This is a genomic window from Pseudoxanthomonas sp. LjRoot127, assembly GCF_964253495.1.
Classification (GTDB): domain Bacteria; phylum Pseudomonadota; class Gammaproteobacteria; order Xanthomonadales; family Xanthomonadaceae; genus Pseudoxanthomonas_A.
The window spans coordinates 1,561,063-1,573,309 of record NZ_CAXUQR020000001.1 but is presented as its reverse complement, the minus strand read 5'-3'; the positions used below and the strand labels follow the sequence as shown (position 1 = coordinate 1,573,309).

Annotated in this window: 10 protein-coding genes; 1 reads left to right on the top strand and 9 read right to left on the bottom strand. The window is 68.0% G+C overall.

Annotated features, from left to right (window positions below):
- Positions 1-714 (bottom strand): 2OG-Fe(II) oxygenase, encoded by a 714-nt coding sequence (locus ACSQ19_RS07355; protein ID WP_296278665.1) that lies wholly within the window; start codon positions 712-714, stop codon positions 1-3.
- 25 nt (positions 715-739) lie between these two features.
- Positions 740-1,765, bottom strand: coding sequence for a class 1 fructose-bisphosphatase (locus ACSQ19_RS07350; RefSeq protein ID WP_435995848.1), 1,026 nt, complete (start codon positions 1,763-1,765; stop codon positions 740-742).
- A gap of 97 nt (positions 1,766-1,862) precedes the next feature.
- Here ACSQ19_RS07350 and ACSQ19_RS07345 point away from each other — a divergent pair, with 97 nt between their 5' ends.
- The gene (locus ACSQ19_RS07345) at positions 1,863-3,098 is read left to right on the top strand and encodes an MgtC/SapB family protein (RefSeq protein WP_435995846.1); all 1,236 of its coding nucleotides are present in this window, start codon (positions 1,863-1,865) and stop codon (positions 3,096-3,098) included.
- 103 nt (positions 3,099-3,201) lie between these two features.
- Here ACSQ19_RS07345 and ACSQ19_RS07340 read toward each other — a convergent pair whose 3' ends face one another.
- The 7 genes from ACSQ19_RS07340 to azu all read right to left on the bottom strand — a co-directional run bounded on the left by ACSQ19_RS07340 (position 3,202) and on the right by azu (position 12,243).
- Positions 3,202-3,831, bottom strand: coding sequence for a response regulator (locus tag ACSQ19_RS07340; protein ID WP_435995844.1), 630 nt, complete (start codon positions 3,829-3,831; stop codon positions 3,202-3,204).
- Positions 3,828-4,934: a sensor histidine kinase gene (locus ACSQ19_RS07335; RefSeq protein WP_435995842.1), complete on the bottom strand. Its 1,107-nt coding sequence runs from the start codon at positions 4,932-4,934 to the stop codon at positions 3,828-3,830. Before ACSQ19_RS07335 ends, ACSQ19_RS07340 begins: the two co-directional genes overlap by 4 nt.
- Positions 4,935-5,011: 77 nt before the next feature.
- A complete protein-coding gene (prpF, locus tag ACSQ19_RS07330; RefSeq protein ID WP_435995840.1) occupies positions 5,012-6,205 on the bottom strand; it encodes a 2-methylaconitate cis-trans isomerase PrpF in 1,194 nt (397 codons plus the stop codon).
- Positions 6,206-6,827: 622 nt separating this feature from the next.
- Complete coding sequence (locus ACSQ19_RS07325; protein WP_296278672.1) at positions 6,828-7,292, bottom strand: SRPBCC family protein; 465 nt, start codon at positions 7,290-7,292, stop codon at positions 6,828-6,830.
- Between the two features lie 43 nt (positions 7,293-7,335).
- Positions 7,336-9,951, bottom strand: coding sequence for a Fe/S-dependent 2-methylisocitrate dehydratase AcnD (gene acnD, locus ACSQ19_RS07320; protein WP_435995838.1), 2,616 nt, complete (start codon positions 9,949-9,951; stop codon positions 7,336-7,338).
- Between the two features lie 167 nt (positions 9,952-10,118).
- Complete coding sequence (locus ACSQ19_RS07315) at positions 10,119-11,705, bottom strand: TIGR00341 family protein (protein WP_435995836.1); 1,587 nt, start codon at positions 11,703-11,705, stop codon at positions 10,119-10,121.
- A gap of 82 nt (positions 11,706-11,787) precedes the next feature.
- Entirely contained in the window at positions 11,788-12,243 is a 456-nt protein-coding gene (gene azu / locus ACSQ19_RS07310; protein WP_435995834.1) for an azurin, read from the bottom strand.
- Between the last annotated feature and the right edge of the window lie 4 nt (positions 12,244-12,247).

Here is a 12,247-nt window from a genome sequence, read left to right as displayed (position 1 = left end):
TCAGCGGTTGCCGTACAACCGTTCCGCCCGCTGGAACAGCACCCAGCTCGTCGCGATGTACTTGTCGCCCTGCAGCGGGCGGTTGCCGCGGTGGGTATGGGTGAAGGCTGTCGGTGCGATCAGCAGGCTTCCCGTGCGCGGCGCGATCTTGCGCTGCTGGTGGAAGAACTCGGTTTCGCCTTCGCTGAAATCGTCGTTGAGGTACAGCGTCCACAACACATGGCGGTGCAATGTCTCTGCATCGGCCGCCTTGGGGAACAGCTCGCAGTGCCAGTACGGATAGCCGCCTTCGCCGGCCGCGTACCGCTGCAGGTTGATGCGGCCGGGCACGAACACCTTCATCACCAGCTTCATCAGGGCGGCATCGTCCATGGCCGCGATGTCGTCGTAGCGCAGGCGGCGCAGGTGCCCCTCGGCATCAGGTTGCTGCAGCATCAGCGGCGCGATCAGGCTGAACGGGTATGTGCGCAGGTACTGCTGAAGGCCGGTCAGCACCGCCAGGTTCAGGCGCTGCTCCACGTCGCGCCAATCGGCCACGCCGGTGATGCTGATGTCGCGGCTGTGCTTCAGCTCGGGATGGAGGCCGCCGCCGACGCGGCCGGGCTGGTCCTGCCCGCTGGCATCGAACCGCGCCACGATGGCGCGGCAGGTCTCCGCATCCAGTGCGTCGTGATAGACCTCGATGAAGTCGGCGGGCGGAGGATTCGGCGTCATCGCCGGATTCTAGCCGCGCCGCCGGTCAGGCGGCCGCCGTGTCGTGGGCCAGGTGGTAGCCGACGGCGGTCTCGACTTCCTTCTTAGAACCGAGGAACACCGGCACGCGCTGGTGCAGCTGGGTCGGGCGCAGCGACAGGATGTCCTCGCGGCCGGTGCTGGCGGCGCCGCCGGCCTGCTCGACCAGCAGGCCCATCGGGTTGGCTTCGTACATCAGGCGCAGCTTGCCGGCCTTGCCCGGATCCTTGCGGTCCCACGGATAGATGAAGATGCCGCCGCGGGTCAGGATGCGGTGCACGTCGGCCACCATGCTGGCGATCCAGCGCATGTTGAAGTCCTTGCCGCGCGGGCCTTCGCGGCCGGCGAGCAGGTCGTCGACATAGCCCTGCATCGGCGCTTCCCAGTGGCGCCGGTTCGACATGTTGATGGCGAATTCCTTCGTTTCCTCGGGAATGCGCATGTCGCGCTGGGTCAGCACGAACGCACCCTGCTCGCGGTCCAGCGTGAACGCGTGCGTGCCGTTGCCGGTGGTGAGCACCAGCATCGTGCTCGGGCCGTAGATGCAGTAGCCGGCGGCGACCTGGTCGCGGCCGGGCTGCAGGAAGTGTTCGTCGCCCGGCGTCGTCACGCCGTCCGGCGAGCGCAGCACCGAGAAGATGGTGCCGACGGAGACGTTGACGTCGATGTTCGAGCTGCCGTCCAAGGGGTCGAACAGCAGCAGGAAGCCACCGCGCGGATAGGCGTCCGGGATCGGCTGGCTGTGATCCATTTCCTCCGATGCGCACGCCGCCAGGTGGCCGCCCCAGGCGTTGGCTTCCAGCAGGATGTCGTTGCTCAGCACGTCCAGCTTCTTCTGCGCCTCGCCCTGCACGTTGCCGGTACCGGCGTCGCCCAGCACGCCGCCCAGCGCGCCCTTGCTGACCGCGATGGAGATGCTGGTGCAGGCGCGGGCCACCACCGCGATCAGCTGGCGCAGGTCGGCGCTGATGCGGCCGGCGCGCTGTTCTTCGATCAGGTAGCGGCTCAGCGAGACGGCAGACGGAGCGGGCATGATGGGATCCACGGCGAAGGTGCGCGCATTGTCCGGGTTGACGAGACCAATGCAAGACCATTCGCTATGCTCGCGGGCCTGAACGAGGGAGGATGGGATGGACGAGGCGACCCCGCAGACCTGGCTGGCGCTGTCCTCGGCCCTCGGGCTGGGCCTGCTGATCGGGCTGGTGCGCGAGCGCAGCCCCGGTCGCGCGCACGGCATCGCGGGCCTGCGCACGCATGCGCTGGTGGCGCTCGGCGCCGCGGTTGCGGCTTGGCTGGGGCAGCCCGTCCTGCTGGTCGCCCTGGGGGTGACCGGCGTACTGGCCGCCATGGGCTACCGCGCCACGCGCCAGCACGATCCCGGCCTGACCAGCGAGGTGACGCTGGTGCTGACGTTCCTGCTCGGCGCCATGGCGATGCACACGCCGGCGCTGGCGACCGCGCTCGCGGTCGTCGTCGCGGTGCTGCTGTACGCCAAGCAGCCGCTGCACGAACTCACGCGCGAGACCTTCAGCGAGCGGGAAGTCTTCGACGGCCTGCTGCTCCTGGCGTCCGCGCTGGTCATCCTGCCGATCCTGCCCGACCGTCCCATCGGCCCGTTCGACGCGATCAACCTGGCGACCATCTGGAAGCTGGTGGTGCTGGTGATGGCGGTCAGCGCACTGGGCCATGTGGTGCTGCGCGTGGTCGGCAACCGCTGGGGGGTGGCCGCTGCCGGTTTCTTCGCCGGCTATGTGTCGTCGACAGCGGCGACCATCGGGTTTGGACAACGCGCAAAGGAAACGCCGGCGCTGCTGCGTTCGGCGGTCGCGGCAGCGCTGCTGTCCAACCTCGCGTCGCTGACCCTTTGCGTGCCGATCCTGTGGGCCGTATCGCCACCCCTGGTGCGCGACCTGCTGCCGGAACTCGCTGCGATCGGCGTCGTGCTGCTGGCGGGCGGACTGCTCGGCCTGCATCGTGGCGAAGACGATGCGGTGAAGCCGCCGACCTCCGACAGCCGCATGTTCCGTTTCGGCCAGGCGCTGGGTTTCGCACTGCTGGTGGCGGTGCTGACCTTCGTCGCGGCAGCGCTGGCGGCGTGGATCGGTCCCCGCGGCGCCATGGCCGCCGCCGCGATGTCGGCATTGGCAGAGTTGCACGCCGCGGTGGCGACGCTGGCCAACCAGTTTTCGCGCGGTGGACTGGAAGCGGCCGAGGCGCGGTGGTGGATGTTGGCATTGCTGGCCGCCAGCCTGACCGCGAAGTCCGTCATTGCCTGGGTCAGCGGTGGTACCGCCTATGGGGTGCGCGTGTCGGCGGGCCTGATGGCCGCGCTCGCTGCGGGCGCGGCGATGGTGGCACTGTTCTGAAGGATCAGGGTGCTTGCTGTGGGAGCGACGTAAGTCGCGATGAGGCGCCAGTGAAAAGGCATCGCGACTTACGTCGCTCCCACAACAGCAGGATTCGCGCTCCTCAGATGATCCGCAACGTGATCGCCTTCAGCACGGCGCGGGTACGGTCGCGCGTGCCGAGCTTGTCGAGGATGGTGGACACGTAGTTCTTCACCGTGCCTTCGGCCAGGAACAGCGTGCGGGCGATTTCCTTGTTCGAGTAACCACCGGCCAGCAGGCGCAGGATCGCGACTTCGCGTTCGCTGAAGGTATCGGTGGGCGGTGCCTCATCGCGGAAGCGGAAGCGCGCACGCACCGGATCCGTGCTGACCGGCTGCAGCAGTGTTTCGCCACTGGCGACACGCTGGATGGCGTCGTGCAGGTCTTCCGGCGCGGCGTCCTTCAGCAGGAAGCCCTGTGCGCCCGCGTCGGTGGCGCGCAGCAGCAGGTCGCTGTCGTCGAACGTGGTCAGCAGCAGCACCGGCGTCCGGTCGCCGCGTTCGCGCAGCTTGATCAACGCATCGATGCCATCCACGCCCGGCATGCGGATGTCGCTCAGCACCACGTCGACCGGCTGCACTTCCAGCTTGGCGAGCAGATCGGCGCCGTCGTCCGCTTCGAACACCACCTCCACCCGCTGCGCCTTCAACAGGGCACGCAGGCCGGCGCGTACCAGCGCCTGGTCATCGGCCAGAGCGACCCGCACGCTCATGCGGGCAGCCTCACGTCCACGCGCAAGCCACCGGTGGCGCTGCTTCCGAGGCGCAGCTCGCCACCCATCGCCGCCACGCGCTCGCGGATGCCCGACAGGCCGTTGCCTTCGCACAGCCGGCCTTTCAACCGGCCGTCGTCTTCGATATGCAGGTGCATGCCCGCCTCCTCGTTCTTCAGTGAAACCGTCAGCGTGTCCGCATTCGCATGGCGCGCGGCATTGGTCAGGCACTCCTGCACTATGCGCAGCAACGACTCGGCCACCGCCGGGTCGGCGATCTGCACGCCGTCGGCGATCTGAAGGTCCAGTGCCGGCCGCGGCAACGGCGCTGCCAGCGCCCGGATCGCGGTCTGCAGGTCGAGCCCCCGCGAATCGCGCATCGCCTGCACCACGCTGCGGATGTCGTCCAGCAGTTCGGTGGAGAGTTGCTGCGCGATGCGCACTTCCTCGCGTCCCGCCAATGCCGGATCGCTGGCCAGCGCACGCAGGTTGATCTTCATGGCGGTGAGCTTGTGCCCGGCGACGTCGTGCAGTTCGCGCGCCACTCGCAGTCGCTCGGCATCGCGCGCGCTGTCGGCCAGCAGGGCGCGCGTGGCCAGCAGGTCCGCGTTGACGCGCGCCAGCGCGTCACGGGAATCCTCCGCACGGCGCGCGTAGTGCACGCACAGGCCCGCGAGCGCCTGGAAGCCCATGTTGATCAGCGTCATCGTGGCCGGTGCGCCGAAGTCATGGTGCACCAGCAACGTGTAGAAGGCCGTGTTCAACACCACCGCGGCGCCGATCACCCAGCGCGGCGACAGCACGTTGACCGCGCACGCAACCCACACCACCAGCAGCACCTGCGCGGTGCCGACCCGGGGTGTGAGCCAGGCCAGCAGCAGCGCAAGACCGGCCATCGCCACGAGCCCGATCCGGCGCGACCGCTTCCAGGTGTCCGGTGCCACCGCGAACAGAAGAAAACCCGCCGCATACGCACCCAGCGCCGCAGCGGCGGCCGGCAGGATGTCCGGCGGCAGGAAGCGCAGGCCCAGGGACACGGCGCCGATCGTGAAAACGCCGGCGAGCGTCATGGGTTCGCGAAGTCGGGTCAGGGCCATCCACATGCGCCCATGCTGTCGCGTGGGCGCGGCCGAGGCAATGGTCCGGGCGAAAGTGGTGACTTCCGGCAGGTCGCGCGTGGTCAGAAGGCGTCGCCGGGAATGCGGACCGCGCCTTCCATCAGCACGCGCGCACTCCGGCTCATCACCGCCTTCGTCACGACCCAGGTGCCGTCAACATGTTTGACGTCCGCGCCGACGCGCAGCGTGCCAGATGGATGGCCAAACACCAGCACGTCGCGCGTGCCGCCGCCTGCCGCCGCATTCACCAGCGTGCCCGGCACCGCGGCCGCCGTGGCGATGGCGACCGAGGCCGTGCCCATCATGGCGTGGTGCAGCTTGCCCATCGAGATCGCGCGGGCGAGCAGGCCGACATCGGTGGCGCTGACCAGCTTGCCGCTGGATGAGACGTAATCCTTCGGCGGCGCGACGAACGCCACCTTCGGCGTCAGCGGCCGCTTTGCCGCGGCCGCGGCATCGGACACCAGTCCCATGCGCACCGCACCGTGTGCGCGAATCGCCTCGAGCTTCGCCAGCGCGTCCTTGTCCTCGTTGATCGCGCCCTGCAGCTCGGTGCCGTCGTAGCCGAGCGCCGCCGCCTCGACGAACACCACCGGCACGCCGGCATTGATCATCGTCGCCTTGAATGTGCCCACGCCGGGCACATCGAGGTCATCGACCAACCGGCCGGTGGGAAACATCGCACCACCGCCGTCGCCATCGCCCTCGTCGGCGGGATCGATGAACTCCAGTTGCACTTCCGCCGCGGGGAACGTCACGCCATCCAGTTCGAAGTCGCCGGTTTCCTGCACCTCGCCATGGCTCACCTGCACGTGCGCCACGATGGTCTTCTGGATGTTGGCCTGCCAGATGCGCACGGTGCACACGCCGTCGCGCGGCACGCGCGCGGGATCGATCATCCCGTTCGCGATCGCGAACGGACCGACCGCCGACGACAGGTTGCCGCAGTTGCCACTCCAGTCGATGAAGGCCTCGTTGATCGGCACCTGGCCATACAGGTAATCCACGTCATGCCCGGGCTGCGCGCTCGGCGAAATGATCACCACCTTGCTGGTGCTCGAGGTCGCACCGCCCATGCCGTCGGTGTGCTTGCCATACGGATCGGGCGAACCGATCACGCGGCACAGCAATGCATCGCGCGCCGGCCCCGGTACCTGCGCCCGCTCGGGCAGGTCCTGCAGGCGGAAAAACACGCCTTTCGACGTGCCGCCGCGCATGTAGGTGGCGGGGATGCGGATTTGAGGGGCGTGGGGCATGGCGGATCTTTCAGAATTGGGGGAAAAGGTCGGTCTGCATGACGGGGCCCGGGCCTGGATCAAGTTGCCAACGTGCCAGTGTGTTGTACCTGTAGGGCTTGCCGCCAGCGCTGACGAGCTCGAAGGTCTCAACACGCCAAGGAACGGTCAACAGCGGCTGCGAGGAGATCTCCGGCCCCTCGTAGCGGTAGTCCAGCGTGAGATGGGGCGAGTGATTTCCACCTCGCGGCAGGCCCTGTACCAGAGTGGCATGACCTATCGCGTCGATCAGTCTATTCAGGCCTGGGCAACGGCCGCGCGTACGGATCTCGGCATGTTCCCTGGCGCGCGCCTGGTCCAGCTCAAGGTCGAAACCGGCTGACCTCACCTGATTACCCGCAGCTATCAGCCTCTCCCGGATCCAGGGTTTGTCTGCATATCGGTCACTGACAGACTGGTGCCAGCACTCCGGCGGCCAGCTCGGGACGAGCAGGGATCCAAGTCCGGCGTGTCGCATCGATGCCGTGATCGCTTCGCAGACCTCGCACGATGGCCGAAGTATGAAGAGCAGCCGGTTGCCGTAGCCTGGCCACCAGACCTGCTCCTCTTCGCTCTGGGCGCGTCCAAGTCTCACTCTGGCACCTCACGCCCCATCCGGGATCTCAGGCTCCACCAGTTTCGCCAACATCTCCAGCGATTCCTGCCAGCCCTGGTAGCAGAAGTCGACCGGGATCGCGGCGGGAATGCCTTCCTGCACGACGTTGAGCTCGGTGCCGACGATGTTCTTCTTCAGGGTTACCGTGACCTGCATCTGGCCCGGCAGGCCGGGATTGTCGAACTGGTCGGTGTAGCGCAGCAATTCGCCCTCCACCAGCTCCAGGTAGGTGCCGCCGAAGGAATGGCTGGAGCCGGTGCCGAAGTTGGTGAACGACATCGTGTAGCCGCCGCCCACGCGGGCGTCCATCGAATGGACCTTGCCGGTGAAGCCATGCGGCGGCAGCCACTTCACCATTGCATCCGGATCGAGGAAGGCACGGTAGACGCGCGACGGCGGCGCGCGCAGCACGCGGTGCAGGCGGACGGTACCGGGGGTGGCGTTGTCGGACATGATCGGACTCCTGTGCGGTGGGTGTACCGATTCGACGAACGGGTCAGGCCGCTTTCGACGCGTCCAGGAAATCCTGGGCGAACCGTTGCAGTACCCCACCCGCTTCGTAGATCGAGACCTCTTCGTCCGAATCCAGCCGGCAGGTCACCGGCACCTGCACGGTCTCGCCGTTCGCGCGGTGGATCACCAGCGTCAGGTCGGCGCGCGGCTTGCGCACGCCCACCACGTCGAAAGTCTCGGTGCCGTCGATGCCCCAGGTCTTGCGCGTCTCGCCGGCCTTGAACTCCAGCGGCAGCACGCCCATGCCGATCAGGTTGGTGCGGTGGATGCGCTCGAAGCCCTCGGCCACGATTGCTTCCACGCCGGCCAGCCGCACGCCTTTCGCCGCCCAGTCGCGCGAGCTGCCCTGTCCGTAGTCGGCGCCGGCGATGATCACCAGCGGCTGCTTGCGGTCCATATAGGTCTCGATGGCTTCCCACATGCGCACCACCTGCCCGTCCGGTTCGATGCGCGCCAGCGAGCCCTTCTTCACTTCGCCATCGACCACCGCCATCTCGTTGACCAGCTGCGGGTTGGCGAAGGTCGCGCGCTGCGCGGTGAGGTGGTCGCCGCGGTGCGTGGCGTAGGAATTGAAGTCTTCTTCCGGCAGGCCCATCTTCGCCAGGTACTCGCCCGCCGCACTCGAGGCGAGGATCGCGTTCGACGGCGACAGGTGGTCGGTGGTGATGTTGTCGCCCAGCACCGCCAGCGGGCGCATGCCGTGCAGCGTGCGTTCGCCGGCCAGCGCGCCTTCCCAGTACGGCGGACGGCGGATGTAGGTGCTCTGCGGGCGCCAGGCGTACAGCGGATCCACGCGACCGCCGTGCTCGACGCGCACGTTGAACATCGGCTCGTAGACCTTGCGGAACTGCGCCGGCTTCACGCTGGCCTTCACCACGGCATCGATTTCCGCGTCGGTGGGCCAGATGTCCTTCAGGGTGATTGCGTTGCCGTCGGCGTCGATGCCGAGCGCGTCCTTCTCGATGTCGAAGCGCACCGTGCCGGCGATCGCATAGGCGATCACCAGCGGTGGCGAGGCCAGGAAGGCCTGCTTCGCGTAGGGATGGATGCGGCCGTCGAAGTTGCGATTGCCCGACAGCACGGCGGTGGCGTACAGGTCACGGTCGATGATCTCCTGCTGGATCGCCGGGTCGAGCGCGCCGCTCATGCCGTTGCAGGTCGTGCAGGCGAAGGCGACGATGCCGAAGCCGAGTTTCTCTAGATCCGGCAGCAGACCGGATTCCTCCAGGTACAGCTGCACGGCCTTCGATCCGGGCGCGAGCGAGCTCTTCACCCACGGCTTTCGCACCAGCCCCTTAGCGTTGGCGTTGCGGGCGAGCAGCGCAGCGGCGATCACGTTGCGCGGATTCGAGGTATTGGTGCACGAAGTGATCGCGGCGATGATCACCGCGCCGTCGGGCATCAGGCCCTGCGTCTCTTCTGCCCTGCCCGCCTGCAACTTGCCTTCGTCGGCGATGCCGCGCTCGGCCAGCGCGCTGGTGGGCAGGCGCTTGTGCGGATTCGACGGGCCGGCCATGTTGCGCACGACGGTGGACAGGTCGAACCGCAGCGTGCGCTCGTACTGCGCGGTCTGCAGGTCATCGGCCCACAGGCCGGCGGTCTTCGCATAGGTCTCGACCAACGCGACCTGCTCGTCGCTGCGGCCGGTCAGGCGCAGGTAGTCCAGCGTGTTGTCGTCGATGAAGAACATCGCCGCCGTGGCGCCGTACTCGGGCGCCATGTTGGAAATCGTCGCGCGGTCGCCGATGGTCAGCGCCGCCGCGCCCTCGCCCCGGAATTCGAGGTAGGCGCCGACGACCTTTTCCTTTCGCAGGAATTCGGTCAGCGCCAGCACCACGTCGGTCGCGGTGATGCCGGGCGCGGGCCTGCCCTGCAGTTCGACGCCGACGATGTCCGGCGTGCGCATCCACGAGGCGCGGCCGAGCATGACGTTCTCCGCTTCCAGTCCGCCCACGCCGACGGCGATCACGCCCAAGGCATCGACATGCGGCGTGTGGCTGTCCGTGCCCACGCAGGTATCCGGGAAAGCGACGCCGTCCTGCACGTACACGACCGGCGACATCTTCTCCAGATTGATCTGGTGCATGATCCCGTTGCCCGGCGGAATCACGTCGACGTTCTTGAACGCCAGCTTCGTCCAGTCGATGAAGTGGAAGCGGTCTTCGTTGCGGCGGTCCTCGATGGCGCGGTTCTTCGCGAACGCATCCGGGTCGTAGCCGCCGCACTCCACTGCCAACGAGTGATCGACGATCAACTGCACGGGCACCACCGGGTTCACCTGCGCCGGGTCGCCGCCCATGTCGGCGATCGCATCGCGCAGGCCGGCCAAGTCCACCAGCGCCGTCTGGCCGAGGATGTCGTGGCAGACCACGCGTACCGGAAACCACGGGAAATCCAGGTCGCGGCGGCGTTCGACCAACTGCCGCAGGTAGTCGTCGCGGCGCGCGGGATCGGCGCGGCGGACGATGTTCTCCGCGTGCACGCGCGCGGTGTACGGCAGCGTGGCCCAGGCGCCGGGTTGCAGGGCATCGACCGCGGCGCGCGCGTCGAAGTAGTCGAGCGCGGTGCCCGGGAGCGAGGTGCGGAAATCGGTATTCATGGCGTGCCGTCTGCTGTGAACGAGGCGCGCGGCGCAATGCACGCGCGCGAGCCGTCATTATGCGCGTCGACCTACCGCAGGCGCGGCAGACCCGTGGATGTCGCCGTGCTTTCCTTCGATCCGTTGACACTCATCGTCAACATGCCCACGGGAGGCGGCGTCCGCCGTTAGAGCGTCGCGGGCCGGACGCGGACCTCCCGCAGCACCGTCGCCCCCTCGCTGGCCGCGGCACTGCGTGCATCGGCCCCCGGCACCGCGCGGGCCGTGGCGCCGCGGATGCCGAGCTTTTCAAGTGCGGCAGCGACGCTCTCGGCACGCGCCAGGGCCAACGCCGCGTCATTGCCTGCGAAGCCATCGACGCGGATGCGATCCACGCCCCAGCGCTGCAATGCCCACGCGATGGCTTCCACGCGTGTGGCGGCCTCGGCGTCCAGTTCGGACCGTTCATCGCCGAACGTGATCGGCGGCAGCGCCTGCAGCGCCGGGACGACCTCCACCTGAAGCGCGCCCGCCTCGTTGCCCGCCAGCGCCTGTTCAAGACGACGCGCCTGCACGATATCGAGGCCGCCGGCCGCGTTGAGCTGCCAGCGCGCCTGCTGGCCACCTTCGAGAACATCGAGCTTCCCGAAGTGCGCGATGGCCTGCTGATGCATGGCTTCGGTCGCGCGCGTACCGGCGCTCCTCTGGGCTGCGTCGCGCTCGGCGACGCCTTGCAGGCGCACTACGCTCTCCCGGAGCTGCGCCAACGATGCCTGCTCGCTTGCCAGCGCCTTCTCGTCGGCGGTCAGTAGCTCGCGCAAGGACACCTCGACGGGTTTGGCGAGCAGCGGCTCGAGCTTGCGTTCGAGTTCGCGGTCGAGCTGCGGCCGATGTCGGGGCAACAGCATCACGGCGTCGACGCGCAGCACGTCATCGTTGCGCTCCACACGCAACGTGGTGAGCTGGCCACCCTGGCTTCGTGCGGCTTCATCCATCACGTTGCGGATGGTGCGGTCCGCGAAGCCCCGCGCAGCGATATCCCGCAGCGCCAGGCCCAGGGGAATCGACAGCAGCACGAACGTGCCGACGATCATGCTGGCCTGCCAGGCGGTCTGCTTCGGGGAATCGTCCCCCCCGAACTGGTACCAGCGCGCCATGATCGTGACCGACAGGGCGATCGCCAGCAGGTTGGTCATGAACAGAAACAGGGCACCGCCGGCGATGCTGGCGTTCAAGGTGGCGATGCCGAAGCCCACGACGGCCAGCGGGGGCATCAGCGCGGTCGCAATGGCTACACCGACGATGGTCTCGCCCTTGCGGGTGATGGTGGCGTAGGCACCGGCCAGGCCGGAAAACACGGCCACCAGCAGGTCGAACAGCGTGGGTTCGGTGCGCGCCAGGATCTCGGGCGTCGCCTCCTGCAGCGGCGAGACGAGCACGATCGCGGTCGCGGTCACCAGCGCCACCGCCGTGCCCACCGCCAAGGTCTTGAGCGACTCGCGCAGGCTGCGGAAGTCGAAGGTGGCCAGCGACATGCCCAGTTCGACGATGGGCCCCATCAACGGCGAAATCAGCATCGCGCCGATGATCACCGCCACCGAGTTCTGCAGCAGGCCGAGCGTGGCGATTCCGCACGCCATGACGGTCATGAACGCGTAGCGCGGCCCCAGCTGCCCGTTCTCGTCGACATTGCGCAATACGGCGACGCGATCCACCTGCAGGTGTTCGCGGCGCCATTGGCGCAGCCAGCGCCACAAGGCTTCGGCAGAGGCCATCGTGAATCCCGTCGCAGGACCGGCGCGCATCATACCAACGCCGGCCGCCGGCCCGTCCTGCTCGGGCCCGCCCTGGCTCACGTCATTCGAAGACCAGCGCACCCTTCATCATGCTCCAGTGCCCCGGAAACGAGCAGAAGAACGTGTACGCCCCACCCTTGCGCAGACGCGCGGTGGGAAACACCACCTCGGCGGTCTGTCCGCCGCCGATGATGCGCGTGTGCGCGATCACGCGGGCGTCGTTGCGGGGCAGATAGTCGTCGGCGAGTTTCATCCGGCCGCCGGCCAGGCCGACGTCGCGGTGATGGCGCGTTTCCGTCAGCACCCAGTTGTGCCCCATCGCCTGCGCGGGCATGCGTCCGACGTGCTTCAGCGTCACCCGCAGCTGCGCGCAGTCGCCCGGCACGCGGATGGTCTTCAGGTTGAAGGTCATCATGTCCGTCGCCTCCACCGTGATCGCGCAGTTGCGAGCGAACGCGGCGCTGGAGACGCACGACAGCGCGCAGAGGACGATCAGCGGGAACAGGCGTCGCAGCATGGGG